The following is a 25,117-nucleotide window of genomic DNA, read 5'->3' on the forward strand; positions in this document are numbered from 1 at the left end:
TCAACGCTGCGACGTCGTCTGTGATCCGACGGTCAGCCCGATGGCGGTCGGGATCAGCAACGCGAAACCCCAAGGCGCCGCCACCCAGAACGGCCAGAAATACCCAGCGCCGGTCGCCACCCAGATCGTCAGGCACAGCGCGTTGACCGCGACCCACGGAATCCACATGATGACGACCCACGGCGGTATGCGTGACGCCGCCTTCGGTGGATTCTGGCGAACAGGTAAGTCCGACAGGAGCGGAGTCAGTTCGCCGTAGGTCTTGGCCGCATAGGCCTGCTGGATTCGGTCGTCGTATTCGTGCAGGGACAACCGCCCGTCATCCATCGCTTGCCGCAGTTGCTCGACGATTTTTTCGCGGTCTGCGTCCGATGCGCGCAGCCTGTCCTCACCCACGAAGGTCAGCTTAGATGCTGAGGTGTTCGGCGGCAGCGTGATTCGACAGGCCACGGCACATCGAGCTCGTGCGCACAGTGATCGGTGGGTTCGGTGAAATTGCCGGACTCGAGTCACGGAATCGACCGAGCCGTCCGGATGTCGGCTGGTGTCCCTGCGATGGATTCGGTTGTGCTCCAAGCGATGACGACCCGGTGGGTGCGTGGTCAGTGGCAGTGGTCTGCGGTGCTGCCGTAGCGGTCGTGGTGGGGGAATTCGGCGACGTGCTTCTGCCTGCCGAGCGGGGTCAGATCCAGGTAGTTGTTCGTGCCGATGAGGATGTCGCCGCCGCGGGCATAGGACGAATAGGTGTGGAAGACCGCGTTGTCGTCGTCGCGCCAGAAGATGCTGGTGCCGGGCTGTTCGCCCTCGGCCTGCCAGGTGAGTCCCTTGGCCTGCATTTCCGCCTTGCTCGCATAGTTGTATTCGACGGGTGCCATGGACTCGTCCTGTGTCACGTGGAAGTCGTAGTTGAAGTCGCTGTCGAAGGACGAGTACATCGGGAAGGTCCAGCCCATGCGATCCCGGTAGCGGTTCAGCGTGTCCCACGGCCCGCGCGAAACGGCGACGAACCTGGTGTCGTTGTATTCGAGATGCTCGGTGTGACCGACGTTGTCGAGCAGCAGCGCGCAGCTGGGACAGCCCGCGTCCAGGTCCCAGCGCCACATCATGTGATAAACGATCAGCTGTCGTTGCCCGTCGAAAAGCTCGGCCAGGCCGACCTTCCCCTTCGGCCCCTCGAATTCGTATTTCTTGTCGATGGCGACCATCGGCAGTTCGCGACGCCGGGCGGCCAGCGCATCCTGGCGATGGGTCTGTTCCCGTTCTTCGGCCAGCAGCTGCATACGCGCCGTCAGCCATTCGTCGCGGGAAACCACGGTCGGACGATTCATGACAATTCTCCTCGGGCTCCGATGAACACACGTCTGCGTATGTAGACCGGGCAGCCGAGCAGAATTCATCGCATCGGCGATCAGATCGCCGACGTCGAGGGCACTGGCCGATATTCGGGCAGCGCGGCGGTCGTCGACGGCGCCATGATGCGCTCCATGCCGGCAAGGGACTCCAGCAGTGGCGATCGCGCGATGGTGTTGCGTACCGCCATGCCGATCCGCGTCTTGGGCGCCATGAGGCGCAGGTTCGGGCCGATCTTCTGCTTGCGGTCCACCAACTCGCGGTGTGTTTCCTCATAGCGACGGAAGGCGGTTCGATGATCGCCACCCGCGGCCGCCAGCTCGCCCGCCAGCCGGTAGGCGCCGATCAGCGACAGCTCGGCACCTGCGCCCGAGGCGGGCGATGCGCAGTATGCGGCGTCGCCGACCAGCGCGATGCGACCGGTCGCCCAGGAATCCATGCGCACCTGGCTGAGGGCATCGACGTAGAGGTCGGGGTCCGCGAGCGCGCCTGCGAGGAGCTCCGGTATCCGCCAATCGGTTCGGTCCGCGAACGCGTCGGTGAGCAGGCGGCGCTCGGCAGCGGGATCGCGATGGTCGTAGTCGCGTTGCGGGCTGCGGAACATGAAGTACGCCTTGGCCTGGGCGTGGTTGCCCGAGCGGTAGACGCCCGCCATCGTTCCCGGCGTGTTGAACACCGTCATCGTCCGGTCCTGGCCATGTGTCGAATCGGCGTTGCCGAAAGCGAAGTAGTGGTCCATATGGTGCACGAACCGCGATTCCGGACCGAAGGCGAGACCGCGCACGGTCGAATGCATGCCGTCCGCGCCGATGACCAGGTCGAAGCGCCGAGGCCGGCCGTTTTCGAAGGTGACCGCGACACCGTCGTCGTCCTGGTCGAGGGATCGGATCGAATCGCCGAAGAGGTACTCGATGGGGTCGGCGTTGGCGTCGTGCAGGATCCCGACCAGGTCGCCGCGCATGATCTCCACCTCGCCGCTGCCGTACTTGTCCTGGATACCGGACATATCGATGCGAGCCAGACCGCGATCCTGCGCGTCGACGAACCGCATGCCGGCGACATCGGCGGCGGCCGCCCGTATCTGCGGCATGACGCCCATCCGCTCGGCGACCTGGATGGCCTGATCGCGGACGTCGACGCCCTGTCCGCCGGAGCGCAGTTGCGGCGCTCGCTCGACCACGGTGGGCCGGAACCCGTGTCGCGCAAGCCAGTACGCCAGTGTCTGCCCCGCGATGCTGGCACCCGAGATGAGAATCCGCTTGTTCTTCATATCCACTCCCGTGTCTCATAAATACTGACCTATGGTCAGTCGTGACCATAGGCTCCTGACCATGGGTCAGTCAAGGGCTAGAATTTCGCGGATGACCGATGACACTCGCGCCCGCATCCTGCGGGCGGCGCTGGACATGTTCGCCGCACGCGGCTATCACGCCGTCACCGTGCGGGAGATCGCCGAACATCTCGGTTTGACGAAAACTGCTGTGCTATATCACTTTCCGAGCAAGAGCGACATCATCCCCGCGCTGGCCGAGCCGCTGCTGACCGAGATGGACGCCGTGCTCACGACGGCAGGCAGGCAGTCCGATCCCGAGAGCGCGCGGTGGGCGGTTGTGGTCGGACTGCTGGATCTGTGGCTGTCACATGGCCTGCTGCTACAGATGCACATGCGGGACCAGGCGCTGTCGGCGCACGTCGAGACCTTCGGCAGGCTGCGTGATGCGGCCCTGCGTGCGCAAGAACTGATCGCGGGCGCAGACGCCGACTTGGCCGCGCGGGTGAACGCCGCACAGGTCTATGCCGCACTCAGCGACCCGGTGGTCATCTTCGCCGATCAGCCGACCACCGAGTTGCGCGCCGCGATCCTGGACGGGGCACGTCGTCTCCTTGATATGGCTGTGCCACAAGGAATCTCGACCGATTCACCGGTCGTCGCGACGGCGGCGCTGTCGAGTTCGGATCGGCGCAATCTCCGAGGCAGGCCGGGCGCGATGAGCGCAGCGATGGTCGAATCCGCGCGGCAGATGCGCGCGTCAGGCGCGTACACAGTCGATGATATCGCCGCCGAGCTTGGCGTCTCGCGTGCAACTCTTTATCGCCATCTTCCGACGCAGGGGGAGTCGCCCGCGCCGGGGAAGTAATTACGAGACGATTTGTGAGACATGAGATTCGCCGAGGCGCGCGAGCCGGCAACGTCGTTCATGTCGTCAAATCGGTGGTCGGCACGAGGGCGGGTGAGTTTCGCGTCGGTCATGTCCACGTGGTCTCAGTATTAAGCAACCGTGCCTACCGGGTCAGCAGCCGATCGCTCATCGCGGCGAGTTCGGAGTCGGTGAATCCGTGGGCGCGCAGATACTCGGCCGCGCCGCCGTACTCGTCCAGCGCGTCGAACATCGCCTGCATGGCCTCGCGTTCCGGTGGACGCACGGGTTTGCGACCCAGATCTTCGCAGGTGCCGGTACGGAAGTCTGACATCAGATAGTCGTCCATGATCGCACTGCGTTTGACACCGATCGCATCCAGAGGGACCGCGATGAAGAAAGCGGTGCGGTCCCGCCCATTCAGGCAGTGCGCCAGGGTCGCACCATCGGTGTCGAGCATCTCGCGCAACGCCGCCACGAGCGCATCACCGCTGTGCGCGGGCATGCTCCGGTAGATCGAGGGCAGGTCCCGCCTTGGCACATTGGCCTTGTCCTTGTGCAGCGCGTTGACACGGTCCGGATTGCCGCTGAGGGTGATGGTGACGCTCTCGCCGGGCCAGTTGCCCGGCGTCTTCGCCTCGCGCTCCGAGCGCAGGTCGAGGATCTTGCCGATCCCGCGGGCGAGGAGTCGGACCACATCCTCGTCCGTCGCGCACTGCGGTGTACCGCTGCGGAAGAGCACACCGTAGCGAACACTGCGGCCATCGTGCGTCATCAGCCCACCGACGTCCCGGAAGTTGTCGATGGCGTCAAAGAACCACCAGCGACGGGGACCGGAACGCCATGCGTCGGCGGATGCGTGCGGCTTGAAATGCGATGGCGCACCGACGAAGTTCTTGGCGATGAGTCGGTCCTGCGCCACCAGTTCATTGGTCACGGCCAGCAGTGGCGTCCGGAACTGGCCATCGACGCTCTTGGCCAACCTGTTGAAGTCCCGCGCGATCTGGTCTTTTGCCGCACAGAAGGCATTCGCAATCGAGTTAGTGCCAAGTGCCACCGGATTGACCTCGCGTTCTCGGTGACCACCGACGTGTCGGCGGACTGACATGTACTGTGCCGCTGAATATCACCAAATCGGTCACTCGATTCCACGTCACCGGCGCCGGCATCCAACCCGGCGAACATCAAGCATCTTCTGATGGCAAACTATCGACGATGTCCTGAGCCCTTTCGCTCCGTGCCATGCCATAAGGCCGGGCGATGCTGCCGATGATCATGCGGATGGCGACGCACATCGGGCCGCCGCGTGGGTCGAGCACGGTGGTAGCGGGGTCGGGCCGATCGGGGGCGGATGCAGCCCGGCGAGCGCAGGGCTCCAGGATGTCATCCGTTGTCATTGACCTGTTCTCTCCCGTGAAAGCATAAAGTGCTGTGACTGTAAATATCTTGTGACCATACGTCGAGTGTTACCGTGAACCGGTGACCGAACTCGGATTGCGGGCGCGCAAGAAACTTCAGACCAGGCAGCAGATCGTCGAAACGGCCGCGGCGCTGTTCGCCGAACGCGGCTTCGACAACGTCACGGTGGCCGAAATCGCCCGCGCCGCAAACGTTTCCGAGAAGACTGTCTTCAACTACTTCGGTACCAAGGAAGATCTGATCTTCAGTGGGATGGACGACTTCAGCGCCGCTCTCCTGCGGGCGATCCGAGAACGGCCCGACGGTATGTCGCCATTCGCCGCATTCGGCGAATACGTGGTCCGACCTCGTGGCCTACTGGCCGCCGACGACCCTGCCGCCATCGAACGGCTGGCCGCAGTGGCCCGAATGATCGACGCCAGCACTGCCCTGCAAACCCGCCAACGGCAACTCTTCGACGCCAGTGCCGACAGCCTCGCCGCCCTGATGGCCGAGGAGGCCGGTGTCTCCGATAGCGATATCGGCGCATGGGTAGTGGCCAATGCCCTGATCGGAGTACTACGTGCGATGCAGAAATACATCCACCGTGAGGTGCTTGCCGGTCGCCGCGGCCCCGACCTGATTCGTGACATACTCGCACAGGGCAGGCGCGCGGTCGAAGTGCTGGAACATGGACTGGCCGACTACACCGTGGGCGACCGGATGGTGTCTCCGCAGCATCCGAGCCGTTCGAAATTCGGCCGGGACGCGCGGGAGAGCTGAACGGCCGGTTCGTCCGATGCGTGATGCCGCGCGCGGTGCCCGGCAAATCGATGTGGACGGCATTCGATATCGGCGATGGAGCCGATCACCGGCGGGTCGGCCATCACGATGCGCGACTTCGGAACTGGGCGTTGTGCAGATCAGCGCGGTACGTCCCAGAATGCGAGCTCGTGGTGCATGCTTGCCAGGAAGAGCTCTTCGGCGCGGGCCTGCTCGATGTCGGCATCGTCGAGCATCTGGGCGCAGCGCCGGGTCAGCGCGGCGAATCCGGGGTCGGCGTAGGTGTCGACCCAGCGGCGATAGCGAGGTTCGGCCGGTGGGTTGCGGGCGAGGATGCTGCCAAGTGTCGAGTAGCCCCACATGCATGGGTACAGCGCGGCAAGTCCCTCGCCGTAATCGGCGGCCGACTCCAGCAGAAAGGCCGTATAGGCAACGCACGGACCGCCTTTCGTCGCGCCGTCGAGGTCGGCGTCGAACTCGGCGGCCAGCGAACGGTGCAGCGACAGCTCCTCGTGATAGGTGGCGTGGGCCAGATCCACCAGGTCGCCGAGGTGTGCCGCGGGCGCCTGCCAGGCCAGTCGGGAGAACACCCGGACATAGTCGAGCAGGAACAGATAGTCCTGCTCGAGCCAGGATCGGAAGATCGGCTCGGCCAGGTCGCCGGCCGCGATCCCGGCGACCGTGGGGTGCGCGAGTTGGTTATCGACCAGTGGACGGCCGAGTTCCTCCAGATGTGCCGCGAGACTCATATATGCAGTCTCTCGCAGCCTGCGCGGTTTCCGGTTTGCACCCGGCTCGCAGTTGCCGCACGCTTGCGGTGTGTTGCGGGATGAGGACGATGTGGTGCGGGTACTGGCACCCTCGGAGGAGCGATTTGTACGCCACGGGACCTACACCGGTCGCTCCGTGTCGGTGGTCGGCGATCTGGATATAGACGCACTGAGCGCCGCGTTCGCCGCGCTGCAGCAGGCTTATCCGGTGGCGACCTGCCGCATTGTGGAGGATGCGGCAGGCACGGGCTATCTGCTGCGTCCCGGGGCGCGGACACCGGTCGGCGTCTGGGCGAACTTCGGTGATCCCGATACCGTGCGGTTGCCCGCCGAGCCGATCGATCCGGCGGTCCAGCTGGTTTACCTGGACATCGTGCGGACGGACGCGGCACGGTCGCGCATCACGTTGTTCGCTCATCACAGCATCGCCGACGCGGGCCACTGCGTCGAGCTGTTGGCGCGGCTCTGGGACCACTACACCGATTATGTCGAGTCCGGAACGACAACTGTTGTGCCGCACGAGTATCCGCAGGCGCTGGAATGGTTCGCGGCGACGCGTGGCATCAGCCGGAGCACGCGCTCCGGGTTCGAAGACATCGCGCGGCCGCTCACGCCGCAGGAACGGTCGGTTCCCGCCGACTCCGCCACCCCGGCGCCGAGCGCGCTCGTCCGACCCCGGCGGGCCGTGCTGGACCGCGCGGCCACCACGCGCATCGTCGGACTCGGCCGCCACCAGGGCGTCACGGTCAACGGGCTGGTCACCGCCGCACTGCTGCGCGCCTACACGTCCGAAAAGGACGGAGCCGCAGGCGATCCGGTCCCGGTCGGCTGTCTATACCCCGTGGACATGCGCTCGCGCCTGCCCCCACCCGTCCCCGCCGCCGCGGGCACCAACATGGCGGGCCTGGCTTCCTTCGCCGCCGACATCGACGTCTCGGCCGGAATCATCGAACTCGCCCAACGGATTTCGTCCCGACTACACCACGACCTGGCCGCGGGCATCACCCAGCAGTCGGTGCTCCATTTCCCGGACTTCTTCGGCCCCGCCAGAGTCCACTCGCTGGCCGGCCATATCGCCGTGACCAACACCGGCGTCGTCCCCACCTTCCGAATCCCCGCGAACCTCGAACTCTCCGACTACGAAATCGTCTACCTCTCGGCCCATCCGCGCCCCTCCGCAGGCGCCTCCGCCGCCGTCACCTTCCTGGTCTACACCTTCGCCGGTCGCCTCACCGTCGGCCTACTCGGCGGCGGCCCCACCGCCGACCGGCTCCTCACTGCCGTCCGCAAAGAACTGACAGCCTTGTCGGAGGAAGCGCTCGACGGATGAGCTCTATGGTCGGGGCTACACCTTGACGATCCTGATTCCGTTGCCGCACAACAGAGTCAGGTCGTCCGGATCGGACGTCAGTACGGTGACCGGTGGTTTGGATGCGCGGGCAATTGCCGCGAGTGCGGAATCACTGGCGAATTTGTGACCATCCAGATCATGGGCGCGCAGCAAGTCTGCGGCAGCGTCGCTGACGGCGCGGGTGATCTCGTGGACGTCGATGCGCGACAGCGTCCAGGCGACCCGGGATCGGTGCACACGGCCGAGCTCTGCCTCCAATCGTGACATCACGCTGGTGCCGACGCGGGCCCCTCGGCGCGGGCCGCCGCCACGCACGTGACGACCAACCGGTCTTGCTGATAAAGCTTCGACAACCCTTCGCGGTCGAGCAACAGTGTCCCGGGCATCAGACCGAGCTGGTCTGCGGACTTACCGCGGTTTCGGGGCAGGTTCTGCTCGCGTGCCAGGCCGTCCTCGTGCCGAAGTAGCGCTCGGGCTGCCTCGACTTCCGCGCTCGACAACGGATCGTGATCCTTGGCGTAGTCCTCGACGGTCTCGCCGAGCTTGTCCATTGCCACTCGCTGCTCCAGAGCTTCCGCGAACGGCGGTTGGTGTAGCGGCCGCGATTGGGCTGTTTCCTCCTGATTGGGTGATGACCCTGGATGAGCTGCTCATGATGCGGTCGGGTGACCGCGCTGTTGTGGCGACGACAGTGGATGAGCTGGTTGAGGCCGGCTATGTGCGCAAGGAGTGGTTTCGGCGAGGGGATCGGCTTGTGGATCGGCTGGTTTCGACGGGAAAGAAGTCGATCTGCGGTGACGCCTTATCTCTCCGTAGTCGCCTCGGGTGTGGCGTCATACTGTCCATGCAGAACGGGGGTGCGGAGTGATCAGCGTTCTGATTGCGGCTGTCGGAATTGTCGGGACGGCGCTCGGGGCTGTGCTGACCGCGTCTATTGCGGCCAGAACCGAGGGGCGGCGCCAAGCCGCGTTGGAGCGGCAGCAGGTCCGAGACGCACTTACTCACAGAGACAGCCAAATTCGCGAGCTACGGCTCGAACACCTGAGGTGGCGTCGGGAACGTCGTCAGGCGGCCTACCTTGATCTGCTCACGGCCTCGAGTGCCGCGGATCGGGCCAACCAGCAGTACTTCCGGGAACTGCGAGCCGAGTCAGGACCGGTGCCGGTGGATGAAGGCCGACTGGCCGAGATCCGCGGCCTCCTCAAAGGCGCGGAGCAGATCTTCTACAAGGTCGTCCTCGAAGGACCGGGCAGCGTTTCTGAGGTAGCGCAGAAGCTGGTCGACCAGTTCAGTGCTCTGGTTGGCGAAGTCCGGCGTTTCGCGGAGGCGCAAGCCGACGGGGCGACCGATCTATCTGAACGTGGCAACACCGTCGAAGCGACCGGACAGATCTTCATGGTGCTGCACCGCGAGTTTCTCGATGCTGCTCGCACCGCCCTCGACGAAATCATTGACGCGCCTTGAGAATCCGGAATGTCGCCTGCCGCCGAGCAGTGCGTAGCCGTCGTCGGATCTCGCAACCTATCCCTGAACTTCGCCGCCCATCGCTGAACAGAACAACCCAAACCGACCCTCTTGAACACCCCCAGCCAAAAACCGCGTGGTAGCTGTTCAGTTCGGGGTGTCGACGTTGAGGAGCCAGAGCCAAACGGTGATCTGCGACGTGGACGGGTGAGCGTGCACGTGATGAGCAGCGGCGGATCTCCGGTAATGGGAGTCCATGTCCTCGCTGCCGTCGGCGGTTCCGCTTCGCGACAACGACTTGCTATGACGCCGGCCTGCTGCCTGAGCATCGAACTAGCCTTCGGGGTAGAAGAGGAACAGGGTGCAGCCGGTTGTGGTGGCGGGCACGTGCCATGACCCGGCTGGTGCGTGCAGGAATGTGCCTGCGGGGTAGTCGCGAGCGCCGTCGTTGAACGTGCCCGCGACCACGTAGACCTCCTCCGGGCCGGGTTCGTGGACATCACGGCGCGGCCACGACGTGCCCGGGTCCATCTCCAACACGTTGGCGTGCGCACCGGACGGCCCTTTCCACAGTGGACGTACCCGGATCCCGGGGAAGAGCTCGCGGATGGGGGATTCGGTAACGGAGGCGGAGGTGTAGCCCTCCTGGGCGAGGATCTCGGGGTGCATGCCTTCCACGGTGCCGCGCGCGGCGACGCCGAGAAAGTGTCGAGTAAGACACCATAGGGTACTTTTCTGCCATGCATCGTGTGGTGGCCTTGGTGCGGCCGGTGCAGTCGACGTTCGAGCTCGGCTGCGCTGTCGAGGTATTCGGTACGCAGCGCGATGGGATACCGCAGTACTACGAGTTCGAGGTGTGCACGGAGACGCCCGGCCTGGTGCCGACGACGGCCGGATACGCGATGTCCGTGCCGCATGGTCTTTCGGCGCTCGCGTGCGCGGACACCGTGCTCATCCCAGGCTGGACGCCAGTGGAGGCGCCGCTGTCGGCCTGCGTGCGCCGCGCACTGTTGCGGGCGCACGCCCGTGGGGCACGGCTGGTCACGATCTGCTCCGGAGTGTTCGCGCTGGCCCGCACGGGGCTGCTGGACGGCCGCTCGGCCGCCACGCACTGGGCGCGCGCCGCACAGCTGGCCCAGGAGTTCCCTCGGGTGCGCGTGGAGTCGGATGTGCTCTACGTCGACCACGGCGATGTCGCCACGAGCGCCGGGGCAGGTGCGGGAATCGACCTGTGCCTGCACCTCGTCCGGCAGGACCACGGCGCCGCGCATGCTGCCCTCGTCGCGCGGCATATGGTGATGCCCCCGCACCGTGAGGGCGGTCAGGCGCAGTACGCGCCACCCCCACCGCCCGTGGACGCGCTGGATGGCCTCCTCGAATGGGCCGGCGCGCGTCTGGAAACACCGTTGTCGGTGGGCCCGCTGGCCGCGTATCTCAGCGTCTCGTCCCGCACACTGGCCCGGCGCTTCGCTGACCAGCTCGGCACGAGCCCGGGTGCGTGGCTGCTTTCGCGCCGAGTGGCCGAGGCACGCACGCTGTTGGAAGAGACAGACCTGCCGGTGGAGTCGATCGCGGCCCGTGTCGGGCTCACCTCGGCGGTCAACCTGCGCCGCCGCTTCCGCGCTCAGGTCGGCACAACCCCGAGCGCCTACCGGCGAGCATTCAGGGTCTCCTGACACACATCCGGCGCCGTGGAGGAAGCACAGGCGATGTGGAGGGCGCGGAGCACCTCCTCCGAATCTCCAGGCGCCTCGACTGATGGTGCTCGGTGCCGGAAGCCGCTCGGGTGCCCGATCTGGTCTTCCGTCTCGCACCAGCCGCGGTGGCGGCATCACCGCACCGACGCCGCGTGAGGAAAAGACTGTCGGGTCGGCGGGTTCGTGGAGAATGCTGGATAGCACGGCACGGGTGGTGATCGACGGAAGCGGGTGTTGTGACGGTGCGGAGCAAGAGAGACCGGAGACGTGGTGGGCTCGGTGCCGCCGCCGTCGGTGTCGCGGCGCTCGGCGTCGGCGAAGTGATCGCCGCGACGCGGGGCGATTCGCTGATCGATGCCATCGGCCGGGCGCTGACCGATGTGGCGCCGGTTCCGGTCGTCGAGGCCACCGTCGCGCTGTCCGGTCGGCACGACAAGGCCGTCATTCGAATCGGAGTCGGTGCGGGCGCTCTCGCGGCCACGGTAGGTCTCGGCGCACTGCCAGATCGGGCGCGCACCGCCGCTGTCGCCGTATTCGGCGCCGGCGCGGCCGCGCTCGGGCTGCGGCAGGCGACCCGATCCGCGGCCACCGTCGCGGGTGCGGTCACGGCCGCAGGTGTGCTCGGTGTCGGCCTACGCAAGCAGCCGCGCGGACTGATCGGCTCGCTCGCGACGGCCGGTGCGGGTGCCGGGCTCTTAGTGGCCGCGCGGGCGCTGCATCGTGACCTCGACCGTCGCCGAGACGAGGCGATTCAGAAGGTCGGCCCGATGGGCAGTCTCGCGGCGCTGCCGCAGGACGGGCTCGAGGACGAGCCGGGGCTGTCGTCGCTGATCACCCGCAACCGCAGTTTCTACGTGGCCGATGTCAATCCGAGTCCGCCCCGGATCGACCCGACTCGCTGGCGGCTGTCGGTCACCGGCATGGTCGCGCATCCGCTGCGGCTCTCGCTTGCCGAATTGGCTGCCGACGCAGTGGAATTCGATGCGGTGATGGTCTGCGTGCACAACCGTCCCGGTGAAGGGCGGGCGGGCAACGCCCGGTGGTTCGGTGTCCCCTTGGCGAAGCTACTGGAGCATGCGATCCCGGAGGTCGGCGCGACCAGGCTGGTGACCAGGGCCGTCGACGGCTACACCATTTCGCTGCCGATCGAGCCGCTGCGCTCCGGGGCGTGGCCCGGGTACCTGGTGGTCGGCATGAACGGCGAACCGCTCGCACCGGAGCACGGCTTCCCAGCTCGTGTCTTCGTCCCCGGTCTCTACGGCCAGTACACCGGCGCGAAATGGCTTGCCGAACTGCAACTCACCGACGACACCCACGTCGACTACTGGGTGCGGCGCGGCTGGCCCGCGGAGCCGATTTGGATCACGCCGCAGGCGCGCATCGATGTTGCCGCGCCCGGTCGTGCGGCGGCGGGTACCACCACCGTCGCGGGTGTCGCCTGGGCGCCGCCGCATGGTGTCGCGGGTGTCGAGATCCGAGTCGACGAGGGGGAGTGGCGCGCGGTCGATCTCGGCACCGACCTCGCCCCCGCCGCCTGGCGTCGCTGGCGCACCACCATCGAACTGCCTGCGGGCGCACACTCCGTGCAGGCCCGCGCGATCAGCCGCTCCGGCGAGGTTCAGGACAGCCAGGACCGCGCGGCGTTCCCTGCCGGACCGAGCGGCTTCCACACCGTGACGGTTCGGGTCTGAGTGCGGCGTTCCTGCCCCAGGACGACATTCGTCCAGAGGCAGGTCGTCCGCACTACCGGTTGAGCCGAACACATTCGGCCCCGAGTTCAGCTCTCCGCATCCCCGCTCGGGGGCGCCGCCCTTTCGTTCTCGCTGGTTGGTCTCTGGGTCGCGGAGTTCTCGGCGTCCTTGGTTGGCTTCCGGGTCGCGGACTTCCTGAAGCAGGCGACCGCCGCCGGACATGCGGCAGAGCGTGACCGCGTCGCACGGCAGCGGCCGGACACGCACTGTGCGTCACCAAAAGCCCTGAGGCCGAGCTGATTATGGTCACACGGTAGTGATCGGCTCCTGGAGTTCGGTGACCCAGCCGCTCGGATCCTCGGTGTATTCGAGAGTCACCTCACGGGCATAGCCCGCCGACTTGTAGCCGTTCGCGTCGATCCAGCGGCCCAGCGCCTGCCACGACTCCAGGACGTTGTCCATGCTGCCCCGGTGGACGACCGTCGCCGCTTGTGCGATGGCGGGCAGGTCGAAGACAGCGAAGTCGTGCGCGGCATCGGGCTCGATATCGACCGGCACGGCGGCGTGCACGAGCACCGAGCCGTCGCCCGTCGTGTTCTCCTCGTAGTACGCGATCGCGGGACCCGTAATCGCCACCCCGGCCTGTTCCAGGCGTTTGCACACTTCCTCGAACAACGGGCCTACGACAGGCCCGATCGACTGTGGTTCGAAATCACCGGCTACGCCGGTCAATTCGGCTACTCGTACTGCGGGGATGGACTTGATCACCACATCATTGGCAGGCATGGCGCCCTCTTTCTCGATGATGCGGAGCCTCGTTTCGACCTGGACGAGCCGGGCGCGATCGTCGCTGATCCGCTGCTCCAGTTCCGCCCGGCGCAGCGTGAGCATGCCGCGCAGCGCGGCGCTGTCGACCCGGTCGTCGAGGATCCGGCCCACCTGTTCCAGCGTGAAGCCGAGATCCTTCAGCGCGACAATGCGATTGAGCCGAGCCAACTGCCCGGCCTCGTAGTAGCGATAGCCGCTCACCGCGTCGACCCGATCCGGGCGCAGCAGCCCGGTCGCGTCGTAGTGCCGCAGCATGCGCACCGATACCCGTCCGTGTCTGGCGAAGTCTCCGATACTGAACATGACGACTCCTGGTCTATGGCCTGACACGGTGTCAGGGTCAAGGGTGTTGTCGGAACCACCCGGTGTTCGTCAGAATCGGCCACCGCGGCTGGTCCGGCGAGACCCGGAAGAGCCGCCGTAGGAGCCCGGGCGATAGCCGCCCGACCCGGACCTGCCACCGCTCGCCGCGCCACGCAACAAGCCATCGATGAGGATGCCGCCCAGCACCGCTCCCGCCTGCGCGGTGCCGGACGGTCCCTGACGGCTCTCCCAAGCCCGCACACTGGCCTGGGCCTCGTGCAGCGCGCGCCCGGCCATGTCGGCGGCGGCCTGCGCGTGCACGAGCGCCTGCACTGGATCGGTGGCATCGAGCTGCCGGGCCGCATCGAGATTGCGCTGGGCCTCCGAGAGCCGGGTGCGCGCGTCGGCGTCGATGCCACCGCGGCGGGTGGTGATGTAGCCGGTCGCGGCATCGAGCCGGGTGCGCGCGTCGGTCAGCGCTCGCTCCAGCCTGCGTCGCAGGTCCTCTACGGCCAGTTTCCGATCCGTCGCCGCCGCGTTGGCGTGGTCCAGTTCGGCGTCGGCCGCTATCGCGTCGTGGAAGGCGTCGAGCGGATCGTTCGTCGCGTTGGCCGTTGCCTTCGCCAACGCCGCCTCCGCCGCGGTGATGGCGGCGGCGAATTCCGGACCACCGTAGGACGCGAGAGTATTCGCGGTCGCGATGTCGGAGCGCAGCTCCTGCAGTGCGGCAGGCAGCCCGGCGGTCGCCTGCTGGATGTTCGCGGCCGCATTGTCGACGGCATCGAGCAGGGCGCGGGCCTGGCCGACCGCCGCCTCCGCGGCGCGGATCGCAGCTACCGCACCGCCCTGCTTGCCGACCGGCTGGGCAAGAACGGTGCGCCCGTTGTCGATGTTGTGTTCCGCGAAGGTGATTCGCGCACGCGCCATGGTCACGTTGTCGCGGATCGGTGCGAGCACGCCGGCCGGGTAGGCGGTGGTGAGCCGGGTGAGCTCGCTCTCCGAAGCCGGTGTGCGTCTGGTGAGTTCGACCAGATCCCTGGTCAGCGCCTCCAGCCGGTCGGCGGCATTGATGAGCAGGTCGCGCATCACGTCGAACTCGGTGACCTGGGCGTCGAGCTCCCGGTCGGCGCGGCCGACCGTGCCGATCAGATCGACGAGCATGGTCCGCTGCTGGTCTGGGGTTTCGGGGAGGTCGTCGTCGAGCTGCTGGCGGATCGAAAATGCTTTGGAGGCGGCCGTTTTCGCGTGGGCAAGCGCAGTGCTGAAAGGGGTGACCGCAGTGGCCCCGAACTCGCCGGTCGCAAGCTCCAGCTCTTCACCGCTGGTTCGGATCGCATTGTCGATCTCGACAAGAACCTCCCGCGACCGCACCTGCAGCACCGCCAGCGACAACGCCCCGAGCGCCACGCTGTTATCCGGATCCAACTGCCGCGCGGCCCGTAGTTCGGCGGTGCTGCGGTCCTTGCGTCGCTTGCGCGAATACAGCACCAGCCCGCCGACGACGAGCGCGATCACCAGCCCGACGATCAGCAACGCGCGAACGCTGACACCGCCATCGCCGTGCATGGCCGAATCCAGCCCCTCGGCGGTCGCGGTCCCGGCCTCGGCCCATCTGCTCTCCCGCAGCGCGGGCTCGACGCCCGTAGTGAGCAGGCTGTCGAGCTCGGAATCGCTGACACCGCTCGGCACGTCGCCGTAGAACCAGTAGTCGCGGGTCTGGGTGGCCACGGCGAGCAACAGGTCACGCTTGCCGAAACCGGACAGCGTCGCTGTGCGCTCGGCCCATATCTCGGGACCGAGTCCGTCGAAGTCCTGCACGTAGACGATCCACAGTCGAACCTGCTGATTGGCGTACAACTGGTCGACGGCCGAGCGCACATTGTCGAACTGTGCGCGGTCGAGTACCTCCGCCGAGTCGACCACATAGGTGCCCAACCGGGTCGGTGGCTCGGCCGCCGCGGTCGCAGCGCCGAGCAGTGCGATACCCGCGAGCAGCAAGGTGATCGTCGCCCGGGCAGACCAGCGGGCTCGACGATGCGGCAGCAGCATGGCACGAATGTATCGCGAGCACCCACCTGTCGCAGACACCCTGGATACGATCGAGGGGTGATCACGATCGATCTCCCGTACACCGGCCATATGTCCCCGGGGTCGAATCCGCAGCAGCGCGATATTCCCGGTGGCCGAATCGTCAAAATGTCCGTCGGCGGCATGGACAACAACTGTTATCTCGTGCAGTGCACCGCCACCAGAGCCGCACTGCTCATCGACGCCGCCAACGAACCCGACCGCATCGAGGCGCTGATCACGCAGGAAACGCCCGGTCGAATAGCCCTGATCGTCACCACCCACCTCCACCGCGACCACTGGTGGGCGCTGAAGGACATCGCGGCCGCCACCAGCGCGCCCACCGCCGCCCACCGTCTCGACGCCGATGCCTTGCCGATCCGCCCCGACCGCTTGCTGGACGACGGCGACCTCATTGATATCGGCGACCTGCGTTTCGAAGCAATCCACCTCCGTGGCCACACTCCAGGCTCTGTTGCGCTGGCTCTCATCGACGACAGCGGTGCCGCGCACCTGTTCACTGGTGATTCGCTCTTTCCGGGCGGGGTGGGGAAGACGGCCGGCCCGAAAGAATTCGCGTCGCTGTACGCGGATGTCACCCAGAAGATCTTCGACCGGTACCCGGACGACGCAATCGTCTATCCGGGTCACGGCGACGACACCACCCTCGGCACCGAGCGTCCGCACCTGGCCGAATGGCGCGAAAGAGGTTGGTAGCCGCCCTGTCTACGCGCGCGGCTTGCCTACCGGCGGCGGGTTGAGGCTTTCGAACATCCGCTCGGTGCTTTGGGCGCCGTAGCCGTCGGCGACCTGACGGTCGACGAGGTTCTTGAGCGGGCCGACGATGTCGAGGTCGACGCCCGCGTCGCGGCTGGCCGACACGATCGCGTCGATCGCGGCCTTGGTGAAGTCGAGCGATTGGAACACCGTGGTGTAGTCGCCGGTATCGATCTGGGCCCCGGCCCGCGGCAGTGATGCGGTCATCGCCGCCAGCCACCCCGCGGACCGCTGCCCGAAGTCCGCCGCCGAGATTCCTACCGTCCGCACCATCGCCGCGCCGTGATAGAAGCCCGCGAACATGGCGTACATCCCGGCCAGCAGCGCGAAATCGACCACCGACGCGCTGCCCGCGTCGGTGCCGAAGTATTCGGCCGAGCCGAACAGCTCCCACACCTCGCGGTGATCGTCGAAGATTTGCTGCGATCCGCTGTAGAGGATCGAAGACCCCGGCTGTCCGATCATCGGGGGCGTGGCGATGATGCCACCGTCCAGATAGTCGATGCCATGCCGCTGCGCCCATACGGCGAGCTCGCGCGCGCCCTGCGGTTCGGTGCTCGTCAGGTTCACCAGCGACCGCCCGGCCAGCTGATCGGCCACCGCGTCCAGCACGTCGTGCACGGATTGATGGTCGAACAGGCAGGCGACGACGAGGTCGCCCGCCGCGACTGCCTCGGCGACGGTTGTCGCGCTCTTCGCCCCTGCCGCAACGAGTTCGGTGTCTTTGCCCGGGCTGCGATTCCAGACCGTCGTCTGGTGCCCGCCTCGTACGAGGGCCGCGGCCAGCGCCTGGCCCATCGCGCCGAGCCCGAGCACCGTCGCCGTTGTGCGCGGAGATTCCGCCATCCTGTCCACTCCTCAGTGTTGTCGAATCGCTCTGCCGTCCGTGGAGCCGGTTCGGTCGAGCGGAAGAACTTCGGTGTGGCGCGCCGGAACCAATTCTCGGCACATACCGCAGCAGCGGCAAGTACCTACTATTTGGTCATGTACTTACCTATAGGTAAGTACATGACCGCGGTGGAGCGATCGCGCCGTCGATATCCAGCGGTAACCCGAGGCGCATCGACACCGCAGGTGACCTGGCAAACTGGGTGGGGTGACCATGGCTCCCCAGCGCACCGCGATGGAACCCGGCAAGCAGCGTGGCTGTGGCGCCGGGCTACTGCGGTGGGCGCGACGGCTCGTTGTCGGCGCACTGCTCATGGGGTCGGTACTGGTGGGCGGGACTGCCTTTCGGGTGTGGCAGGTCGCCCGCATCGACGATTACACGAAGGCCGACGCGATCGTGGTGCTCGGTGCCGCGCAGTACTCCGGAACACCCTCGACGGTGTTCGAGGCGCGGCTGGACCGGGCCTACAACCTGTTCAAGGCCGGTGTCGCGCCCCGCGTGATCACCGTCGGCGGCAAGCAGGATGGTGATCTGTACACCGAGGCCGCGTCGGGCAAGAACTATCTGGAGGCCAGGGGGATACCGGCCGACAACATCCTCGCGGTGGAGACCGGATCGGACACCTTGCGCAGTATCGAAGCGGTCGCGTCCGAAATGGACGCCCGTGAGCTGTCCGCCGCGGTGCTGGTCAGCGACCCGTGGCATTCGCTGCGCACCCGAACCATGGCGCGCGACGCCGGTTTGGAGGCATGGACCGCCCCGACCCGCACCGGACCTGCGGTATACACCAGGGAATCGCAAGCCCACGGCATCCTGCGCGAGACCGGCGCATTGCTCTGGTACCAGCTCACCCATTTCTCGGCGGACTTCAAATACACAGCAGGGCAGTGAAATTCGATGAGCGACGGCTACACCGAGCACGACAGGGAGCGCCTGGTCGTCGAGGGAACCAAAACGGCCGGACTCGGTCCGCCGCGCAGCGAATTCGAAACCGGGCACCGCACCGAATTCGCCCGTGACCGCGCCAGAGTGCTGCATTCGGCGGCACTGCGAAGACTCGCCGACAAAACTCAGGTCATGGGTCCACGCGACGGCGACACCCCACGCACCCGGCTGACCCACTCGATCGAAGTCGCCCAGATCGGCCGCAGCATCGCCGACGGCCTCGGCTGCGACCCCGACCTCGTCGACCTGGCCGGCCTTGCGCACGACATCGGCCACCCGCCCTACGGTCACAACGGCGAGCAGGCACTCGACACCTTCGCCGACGCCTACGGCGGATTCGAGGGCAACGCCCAGAACCTGCGCATCCTCACCCGGCTGGAACCCAAGGTGCTCGATGCCGACGGCGTCAGCGCAGGCCTCAACCTGACCCGCGCCGCCCTCGACGCCGCCATCAAATATCCATGGGAGAGACCGGGACCCAGTACCAAGTTCGGTGCCTACGACATCGACGCCGACCGCCTCGAATGGGTCCGCAAGGGTGCGCCCGATCGCACCAAGAGCCTCGAATGCCAGATCATGGACTGGTCCGACGACGTCGCCTACTCGGTGCACGACGTCGAAGACGGCGTCATCGCCGGCCGGATCGAACTGCACGCCCTCGCCGACCCGACCGAGCAGGCAGCGCTCGCCCGCCTCGGCCACGCCCAGCACCCCGCGTCGTCGGTGGAGGAACTCGTCGCCGCCGCCCAACGGCTGTCGGAGTTGCCGGTCGTCGCCGCCGTCACCGACTACGACGGCACCCTCACCAGCTCGGTGGCCCTGAAGCGCCTGACCAGCGAGCTGGTCGGCCGCTTCGCCACCGCGGCCATCATCGCGACCCGCGAGGTCGCAGGCACGGACCCGCTGTCCCGCTACACCGCCGACCTGGAAATCCCGCGCATCGTCGCTGCCGAAGTGGCGATGCTCAAAACCATCGCCCTGCGCTACGTCATGTCCGATCCCGACCACAAACAACGCCAAGCGGCCCAGCGCGACCTCATCCTCGACGTCGCCACCCGCCTCCTGGCCGCCGCCCCCACCCACCTCGACCCACTCCTGCTGCCCTGGTGGGAAGCCGCCGCCGACGACACCGCCCGAGTCCGCGTCATCGTCGACCAGATCGCGTCCTATACCGAGAGCCGGTTGGAGCGGGTCGCGGTGATGTTGTCGGCCCCTGGCAGATCACACTGACCGGGACCTGACTCAGACGCCCATCCGCACGCTGCGCGGTGGCAGCGTCGATCTCCACCGCGCCGAGTGTGTCGACTTCGCCGACCGAATATGGCATGACCAGCCGCTGGGCGCGTCGAGGGCGGACTGGCCTAGACTCGCTCCGTGGCCGGACGACTTCCAGATCGCGATATCGCGGCGATACGTGAACGCGTTCGGATCGAGGATGTCGTGGGGGAGTACGTCGCGCTGAAGCGAGCGGGCGCGGACTCCGCGAAGGGGTTGTGCCCGTTCCACGACGAGAAGTCGCCGTCGTTCCATGTGCGGCCCAACCACGGGCTTTTCCACTGTTTCGGCTGCGGCGAGGGCGGTGACGTCTTCGCGTTCCTGCAGAAGATCGAGCACATCGGGTTCGTCGAAGCGGTCGAGCAGATGGCCGACCGGATCGGCTACCAGATCAACTACGAGGGCGGCGGTACCTCGGTGCAGCGTGATCGCGGCACCCGCTCCCGTTTGGTCGCCGCCAACGCGGCCGCGCACGAGTTCTACATGGCCAAGCTGCGCGAGCCCGAGGCCGAGACGGCCCGCAAATACCTCACCGACCGCAACTTCGACGCCAATGCCGCCCAGCAGTTCGGCTGCGGCTACGCGCCCGCTGGCTGGGATGTGCTCACCAAGCATCTGCTCCGCAAGGGCTTCGACTTCAAGGAGCTCGAGGCCGCCGGGCTGTCGCGCCAGGGGCAGCGCGGCCCGATCGACCGCTTCCATCGGCGGTTGCTGTGGCCGATCCGCAATCTCGGCGGCGACGTCATCGGTTTCGGCGCGCGCAAACTCTTCGACGACGACACCATGCCCGGCAAATACATCAACACGCCGGAAACGTTGCTGTACAAGAAGTCTCAGGTGCTCTTCGGTCTCGACCTGGCCAAGCGTGAGATCGCCAAGGGCCACCAGGCCGTCGTGGTCGAGGGCTACACCGACGTGATGGCCATGCACCTTGCAGGCGTGAAGACCGCCGTCGCCTCCTGCGGCACCGCCTTCGGCGACGAGCACCTCGCGCTGCTGCGCCGCCTGCTGATGGACGACAACTTCTGGCGCGGCGAGATCATCTACACCTTCGACGGCGATGCGGCAGGCCAGGCCGCGGCGCTGAAAGCCTTTGCGGGCGACCAGAAAATCGCCGGACAGACCTACATCGCCATCGCACCCGACGGCCAGGATCCGTGCGAGCTGCGGCAGCACTCCGGCGACGGCGCCGTCCGCGATCTAGTGGCCCGGCGAACCCCGCTGTACGAGTTCGTGGTGCGCGGCCTGCTCGCCGAGCACAACCTCGACACCGCCGAGGGACAGGTGGAGTCGTTGCGGCGCGCGGTGCCGGTGGTCGCGCAGATCAAGGACAACGCACTGCGCAAGGCATATGCGACGAAGCTGGCGGGCTGGGTCGGCTGGGACGATATCCAGACCGTTGTGCGCCGGGTGGGCGAGGAAGCCAAGCGGAACCGAAATGGTGAGGGCCGCACCGGAATACCGAGCCGCGCTGCCGCGCAATCGAGCGCCACCGTCGCCGAGCACCCCGCCGCGCGCCCGAATCCGAACGATCCCACCTTGCTGCCGCAGCGTCAAACGCTCGGCGCGGCCCTGCAATATCCCGCGATGGCCGGTGCCGTCTTCGACTCGCTCGAACCCGAAGCCTTCACCCACCCCGCCTACGCGGCGGTGCGCGCGCTGATCGCCAAGGCAGGCGGCACGGCGGCCGGGCTGGGCGGTGCGGAATGGGTGAACGCGGTCTGTGACGGCACCGACGACCTGACCATGCGTGCCCTGGTATCCGAGCTGTCGGGTGAACCGCTGCCGGTGAAGACCGCCAATGGCATCCCCCGATTCATCGCGGGTGTGCTGGCGCGGACCCAGGAGGCGTGGGTCGGTCGTCAGACCGCCGAGCTGAAATCGAAACTGCAGCGAGTGTCCTCGACCGAGGAACCGGAGGCGTACATGGCGCTGTTCGGCGACCTGGTCGCGCTGGAGCAGTATCGCAAGAGCCTGCTGGAGCAGGCCATGGGCAACCACGACGACTTCGTGCCGAGCTGAGCTGAGTAGCCGACCGCGCCCTTTGCCGCGGTCGGCCCGCCCGTTTACGCCTTGCCTGACTTGCTCAGCGCCGCAACTGATCCTGCGGAACCAGAATGGTCGTCCGCTCATCGAGCGGCACCATCGGCTCCAATTGCGGCCGGGTGCTCAACTTGTCCGACAGCTTCTGCCTGCCGACGAGCACGAGCTTGCGAGTCACCGGGCTTTCGGTCACAGCGCGGGTCGCCGCACTGATCTGCTCGTAGCGAACCCGCCCGGCCTTGGTGCCGAGCACATAGCCGGCCGCGACGCCGATGATCAACCGCAGCATCTCCTGGAGCTCCTCCCAATAGCCTGTCCGCGCCCACCTATCCTGCCCGACGCCCCATCCGCCTGTCGATCCGGATAGCCCTCACCCCACGACCCGCCCGGACACGCTGAACTGGACGCATGTCCGCAGGTAGTGACACGATTTGGGAAGCCGCGCGGCAATACGCTAGAGTTTCTCCTCGGCGCGCCCGACACGGACGAGCCAAGGATAGTCCCCTATAGCTCAATTGGCAGAGCAGCCGACTGTTAATCGGCAGGTTTCTGGTTCGAGTCCAGATGGGGGAGCTTTGACCAGGGCGAACGTTACCGTTCGACCCTGGTTTTAGTCGTTTTTGGGGTAGAACGACACGGAAACGACACGCTTTCAGCCTGCGAGGTGGCCCAAGGCCGCCGTGAAGTCGGGTGCTTCGGTGGGTTGGTCGATGTAGTGGCGTTTGGTGACGGAGTCGTTGGCGTGGCCGAGTTGCCGGGCCGCGGCCTGGGGGCCGTACTGGTCGGCGATGAGGGATGCGACGGTCTTGCGGAAGGTCTTGGGGGTGACCCAGGCGAACTGCTCGCCGCGTGCTTGGCGCCACAGGCGGTTGAAGTTGTGGGGATCCCAGATGCCGCCATCGCGGTTGGGGAAGACCAGGTCCAGTTCGTTGGCGAGTGCTTCGGCCTTGACCCGTCGGAGGGTGTCGATGACGAATTGGGGGAGGACCACTGTCCTGTAGCCGGAGTCGGTCTTGGTCCATTCCTGGCGGATCAAGCCTTTGCCTTTGATGCGGATGATGGTGCCGGAGAAGGTGATCCGTGCCGGCTTGCTGTCGAGGTCGACATCGCACCAGCGCAGGGCGAGTGCTTCGCCGGGGCGTGGACCGGTTCCGAGTTCGACGTCGGCGACGTCCAGGACTCTCGGATTGCGTTTGGGACCGTAGGTGTAGGCGGGTGCGCCGTCGAGTGGCTTTCCGGCGACCCACTCCTGGAGTTGGGTTCGCAGGTCCGCGAGGGTCTCGAGATCGGCCGCGCGCGGTTTCTGGCGCTTGCGGGGAAGGTCTGCGACCTCGCGGACCGGGTTGCGGTCGATGGCGTCGTGGCGGACGGCCATGCTCATCATCTCCGACAGGATGACCCGCTGCCGCCGCGCCTTCTCCCGGTGTCCGTTGAGAACAATCCGCTTCAGGTGCGCATCGATGCGGGAGGTGGTGGCCTCCCACACCCGCAGGCCGCCCAGCGCTGATTTGATCTTGACGGTTCCTTTGCTCGCCCTGCAATCGGTGGAAACCTCGATCTCCATTCGGTACAGGTCCAGCGTCTGCTCGGTAATGCCTTCTTGCAGAACTTTTTCCGCCAGCCACAGGTCGGCCAGATCGGTGAGCTTCGTGTCCCGGGTGATCAGCCGGCCCCGGGCTCCGGTGCGCTGAGTGAGTGATTCCCGCAGGGTATCTTCGGCCCGGCCCTTGGTGGTTCCGAACTTGTGTACGGTGCGGGTGATGCCGTCGTCGTCTCGGTAGCGCGTGGTTGCACGCCAGCTTCCGTTCGGCTGCCGCTTGGAGGTGATCCGGCCGTAGGTGCTGAGTGGAAGCGATTGTCTGGGCAACGGTTGTCCTTCCTGTGGTGGGTGGTCGTTGGGCTGCCGCGTGACCGCGACCGGACCGGATGCCCCCCGGGACGCGAGGAGTTTGCGAAGGATGCTGGAGCGTCGAGCGTGGGATCGAGCCTGTCAACGTTTGATAGCTGAACCACGGCACAAACTGCTATATCCAGCAACCCAGGGCAAGCCTCGGTTGATTGCTAAAAGTTAGCTGAATGGCCTGTTGTCTGTACTCAGTGGTCCTGCTGGCGGCTTCGGTGTTGCTTCGTTGGTGGTCGACGTCGTGGGTGTTGTGCCCGATCGGTCGGCTCATCGGCCTGAGGCCGCCCAGTCTTGTCGAGTTGGTCCTGCTCCCACTCGAGTAGATCGCTCAATCGATACCTTCGGTATCGCCCGATCCGTGCGTATCTGGGGCCCCGCCCGGCGGAGGCCCAGACCGCGAGCGTCTTCGCGGGAATCTTGAGGCGTGCGGCCAATTCGTCTGTGCTCAGCCACTCGTCATCGGGGTTCATCTGAGCCCCTGGAGGACATCGATTCTCGCGCGCAGTCCAGCATCCGGTCTGATCGGATGAGTCTGCGGCAGAGATGAATTCGATTGTCGGTTACGCCATGCGTAGTGGTTGTTATTCTCGCGCAAAGAGATTGCCGGGTGATGGAGGGGCGAATACATGCGTAACTCATTTCTGAGCCGGTCCGCGATTCTCCCTACTCCATGAAACACCAGATTCCACATCTGTACCAGGGCATCGAAAGGCCCCGCAGGTTCGAATCCGTGATCCGCTCTCGTGAAAGACCAGGTCATCGGCATCGACCTAGCTTCGCGGCAAAGTGCTGTCGTCGATGGCACGGCAGGCCATCTGGTGCGGCCATCCTGACGACGGTCTGCATCACAGAGGTCGAGGAGCTGCACATCCAGATCGACCGCACGCTAGTTCCCGCATGAGCAAGGTGGTCGAGACTGACTGGCTGACGATCGTGCGGTCGGCTGGCGCCGCGGTTGGACTGGATGTCGATCAAGTTGATCTCATTCAGGTCAGTGAAAATGCCATCTACCGGCTGCCGGGATGCGTTGTTGCCAGGGTGAGTCGACCCGGCCAACTGGCCGCATCGCGGCGGGAAGTGAACGTCGCTCGGTGGCTGGAGGCATCCGGGGTCTCAGCCGTGCAGGCTGTCCCGAACGTTGACCAGCCAGTGGACATCGGTGGCCGGGCGGTCACCTTCTGGCGCGAGCTCCCGTCGCACCATCACGGGACGCCGACGCTCACGCAGCTGCACCAGCTGCCGGTCCGGTTGCTCATCTACTTCGGTCCCCTTCAGTGAGATCGGTTTCCAGTCATGTCCGCGACATGACTGCATCGACCCGTTCGCGCTACCTGCATCTCTTCTACCGCGTCGCTCCAATCCTGCAGCACCCCAACATCTCCCGATGCCGCGGCGAACGAACCTCTATGATTCATGACTGGAACCACGTGTGTAGCGCGAGGATC

25 protein-coding genes and 1 tRNA gene are annotated in these 25,117 nt (G+C 66.3%); 12 read left to right on the top strand and 14 right to left on the bottom strand.

Annotation, left to right across the window (positions count from 1 at the left end):
• From OHQ90_RS14005 to OHQ90_RS14015, 3 genes are all read right to left on the bottom strand, one after another.
• Nucleotides 1-396, bottom strand: a complete 396-nt coding sequence (locus OHQ90_RS14005) for a DUF1707 domain-containing protein (RefSeq protein ID WP_328410693.1) — start codon at nt 394-396, stop codon at nt 1-3.
• A 206-nt stretch (nt 397-602) separates the two neighbouring features.
• Nucleotides 603-1,328: a DUF899 domain-containing protein gene (locus OHQ90_RS14010; protein WP_328410695.1), complete on the bottom strand. Its 726-nt coding sequence runs from the start codon at nt 1,326-1,328 to the stop codon at nt 603-605.
• Nucleotides 1,329-1,408: 80 nt separating this feature from the next.
• On the bottom strand, nt 1,409-2,620 hold the full coding sequence (locus tag OHQ90_RS14015; RefSeq protein WP_328410697.1) for an FAD-dependent monooxygenase: 1,212 nt from the start codon (nt 2,618-2,620) through the stop codon (nt 1,409-1,411).
• A 91-nt stretch (nt 2,621-2,711) separates the two neighbouring features.
• On the opposite strand from OHQ90_RS14015, the gene OHQ90_RS14020 reads away from it, so the two are divergent.
• Nucleotides 2,712-3,488, top strand: coding sequence for a TetR family transcriptional regulator (locus OHQ90_RS14020; RefSeq protein ID WP_328410698.1), 777 nt, complete (start codon nt 2,712-2,714; stop codon nt 3,486-3,488).
• Nucleotides 3,489-3,633: 145 nt separating this feature from the next.
• Here OHQ90_RS14020 and OHQ90_RS14025 read toward each other — a convergent pair whose 3' ends face one another.
• On the bottom strand, nt 3,634-4,545 hold the full coding sequence (locus tag OHQ90_RS14025) for a tyrosine-protein phosphatase (protein ID WP_328410699.1): 912 nt from the start codon (nt 4,543-4,545) through the stop codon (nt 3,634-3,636).
• A gap of 422 nt (nt 4,546-4,967) precedes the next feature.
• Between OHQ90_RS14025 and OHQ90_RS14030 the strand changes: the two genes are divergently transcribed.
• Nucleotides 4,968-5,669, top strand: a complete 702-nt coding sequence (locus OHQ90_RS14030) for a TetR/AcrR family transcriptional regulator (protein WP_328410701.1) — start codon at nt 4,968-4,970, stop codon at nt 5,667-5,669.
• 140 nt (nt 5,670-5,809) lie between these two features.
• On the opposite strand, the gene OHQ90_RS14035 is transcribed toward OHQ90_RS14030, so the two are convergent.
• Nucleotides 5,810-6,418 (bottom strand): TenA family protein, encoded by a 609-nt coding sequence (locus OHQ90_RS14035; protein WP_328410703.1) that lies wholly within the window; start codon nt 6,416-6,418, stop codon nt 5,810-5,812.
• 70 nt (nt 6,419-6,488) lie between these two features.
• Here OHQ90_RS14035 and OHQ90_RS14040 point away from each other — a divergent pair, with 70 nt between their 5' ends.
• Complete coding sequence (locus tag OHQ90_RS14040) at nt 6,489-7,769, top strand: phthiocerol/phthiodiolone dimycocerosyl transferase family protein (protein ID WP_328410705.1); 1,281 nt, start codon at nt 6,489-6,491, stop codon at nt 7,767-7,769.
• A 15-nt stretch (nt 7,770-7,784) separates the two neighbouring features.
• Here OHQ90_RS14040 and OHQ90_RS14045 read toward each other — a convergent pair whose 3' ends face one another.
• Both OHQ90_RS14045 and OHQ90_RS14050 read right to left on the bottom strand, forming a co-directional pair.
• On the bottom strand, nt 7,785-8,060 hold the full coding sequence (locus tag OHQ90_RS14045) for a DNA-binding protein (protein WP_328410707.1): 276 nt from the start codon (nt 8,058-8,060) through the stop codon (nt 7,785-7,787).
• Nucleotides 8,057-8,347: a hypothetical protein gene (locus OHQ90_RS14050; protein WP_328410709.1), complete on the bottom strand. Its 291-nt coding sequence runs from the start codon at nt 8,345-8,347 to the stop codon at nt 8,057-8,059. The genes OHQ90_RS14045 and OHQ90_RS14050 overlap by 4 nt, the downstream gene beginning before the upstream one ends.
• A gap of 607 nt (nt 8,348-8,954) precedes the next feature.
• Here OHQ90_RS14050 and OHQ90_RS14055 point away from each other — a divergent pair.
• Nucleotides 8,955-9,254, top strand: coding sequence for a hypothetical protein (locus OHQ90_RS14055; protein ID WP_328410711.1), 300 nt, complete (start codon nt 8,955-8,957; stop codon nt 9,252-9,254).
• Between the two features lie 333 nt (nt 9,255-9,587).
• On the opposite strand, the gene OHQ90_RS14060 is transcribed toward OHQ90_RS14055, so the two are convergent.
• Complete coding sequence (locus OHQ90_RS14060) at nt 9,588-9,923, bottom strand: cupin domain-containing protein (protein WP_328410712.1); 336 nt, start codon at nt 9,921-9,923, stop codon at nt 9,588-9,590.
• Between the two features lie 71 nt (nt 9,924-9,994).
• On the opposite strand from OHQ90_RS14060, the gene OHQ90_RS14065 reads away from it, so the two are divergent.
• Nucleotides 9,995-10,930 carry a GlxA family transcriptional regulator gene (locus OHQ90_RS14065; RefSeq protein WP_328410716.1) on the top strand — a complete coding sequence of 312 codons (936 nt, stop codon included), beginning with the start codon at nt 9,995-9,997 and terminating at the stop codon, nt 10,928-10,930.
• Nucleotides 10,931-11,193: 263 nt separating this feature from the next.
• Complete coding sequence (locus tag OHQ90_RS14070; protein ID WP_328410718.1) at nt 11,194-12,642, top strand: molybdopterin-dependent oxidoreductase; 1,449 nt, start codon at nt 11,194-11,196, stop codon at nt 12,640-12,642.
• A 306-nt stretch (nt 12,643-12,948) separates the two neighbouring features.
• On the opposite strand, the gene OHQ90_RS14075 is transcribed toward OHQ90_RS14070, so the two are convergent.
• Complete coding sequence (locus OHQ90_RS14075) at nt 12,949-13,773, bottom strand: MerR family transcriptional regulator (protein ID WP_328410720.1); 825 nt, start codon at nt 13,771-13,773, stop codon at nt 12,949-12,951.
• 69 nt (nt 13,774-13,842) lie between these two features.
• A complete protein-coding gene (locus OHQ90_RS14080) occupies nt 13,843-15,822 on the bottom strand; it encodes a TPM domain-containing protein (RefSeq protein WP_328410722.1) in 1,980 nt (659 codons plus the stop codon).
• Nucleotides 15,823-15,912: 90 nt separating this feature from the next.
• On the opposite strand from OHQ90_RS14080, the gene OHQ90_RS14085 reads away from it, so the two are divergent.
• Nucleotides 15,913-16,557: an MBL fold metallo-hydrolase gene (locus tag OHQ90_RS14085; RefSeq protein WP_328412834.1), complete on the top strand. Its 645-nt coding sequence runs from the start codon at nt 15,913-15,915 to the stop codon at nt 16,555-16,557.
• A gap of 9 nt (nt 16,558-16,566) precedes the next feature.
• Here OHQ90_RS14085 and OHQ90_RS14090 read toward each other — a convergent pair whose 3' ends face one another.
• Entirely contained in the window at nt 16,567-17,463 is an 897-nt protein-coding gene (locus OHQ90_RS14090; RefSeq protein WP_328410724.1) for an NAD(P)-dependent oxidoreductase, read from the bottom strand.
• 256 nt (nt 17,464-17,719) lie between these two features.
• Between OHQ90_RS14090 and OHQ90_RS14095 the strand changes: the two genes are divergently transcribed.
• The 3 genes from OHQ90_RS14095 to dnaG all read left to right on the top strand — a co-directional run bounded on the left by OHQ90_RS14095 (nt 17,720) and on the right by dnaG (nt 21,748).
• Nucleotides 17,720-18,397, top strand: coding sequence for a YdcF family protein (locus OHQ90_RS14095; protein ID WP_328412836.1), 678 nt, complete (start codon nt 17,720-17,722; stop codon nt 18,395-18,397).
• 6 nt (nt 18,398-18,403) lie between these two features.
• Entirely contained in the window at nt 18,404-19,681 is a 1,278-nt protein-coding gene (locus OHQ90_RS14100) for a deoxyguanosinetriphosphate triphosphohydrolase (protein ID WP_328410726.1), read from the top strand.
• Nucleotides 19,682-19,825: 144 nt separating this feature from the next.
• A complete protein-coding gene (gene dnaG / locus OHQ90_RS14105) occupies nt 19,826-21,748 on the top strand; it encodes a DNA primase (RefSeq protein ID WP_328410728.1) in 1,923 nt (640 codons plus the stop codon).
• A gap of 64 nt (nt 21,749-21,812) precedes the next feature.
• On the opposite strand, the gene OHQ90_RS14110 is transcribed toward dnaG, so the two are convergent.
• Nucleotides 21,813-22,058 (bottom strand): hypothetical protein, encoded by a 246-nt coding sequence (locus OHQ90_RS14110; protein WP_328410730.1) that lies wholly within the window; start codon nt 22,056-22,058, stop codon nt 21,813-21,815.
• A 211-nt stretch (nt 22,059-22,269) separates the two neighbouring features.
• On the opposite strand from OHQ90_RS14110, the gene OHQ90_RS14115 reads away from it, so the two are divergent.
• Nucleotides 22,270-22,342 (top strand) — tRNA-Asn (locus OHQ90_RS14115).
• 79 nt (nt 22,343-22,421) lie between these two features.
• On the opposite strand, the gene OHQ90_RS14120 is transcribed toward OHQ90_RS14115, so the two are convergent.
• On the bottom strand, nt 22,422-23,636 hold the full coding sequence (locus OHQ90_RS14120) for a site-specific integrase (protein WP_328410731.1): 1,215 nt from the start codon (nt 23,634-23,636) through the stop codon (nt 22,422-22,424).
• Between the two features lie 227 nt (nt 23,637-23,863).
• Nucleotides 23,864-24,142, bottom strand: coding sequence for a helix-turn-helix domain-containing protein (locus OHQ90_RS14125; protein WP_328410733.1), 279 nt, complete (start codon nt 24,140-24,142; stop codon nt 23,864-23,866).
• Nucleotides 24,143-24,569: 427 nt separating this feature from the next.
• On the opposite strand from OHQ90_RS14125, the gene OHQ90_RS14130 reads away from it, so the two are divergent.
• A complete protein-coding gene (locus OHQ90_RS14130; protein WP_328410735.1) occupies nt 24,570-24,950 on the top strand; it encodes a hypothetical protein in 381 nt (126 codons plus the stop codon).
• Nucleotides 24,951-25,117 lie beyond the last annotated feature (167 nt).

Source organism: Nocardia sp. NBC_00403 (assembly GCF_036046055.1).
Taxonomy (GTDB): Bacteria; Actinomycetota; Actinomycetes; order Mycobacteriales; family Mycobacteriaceae; genus Nocardia.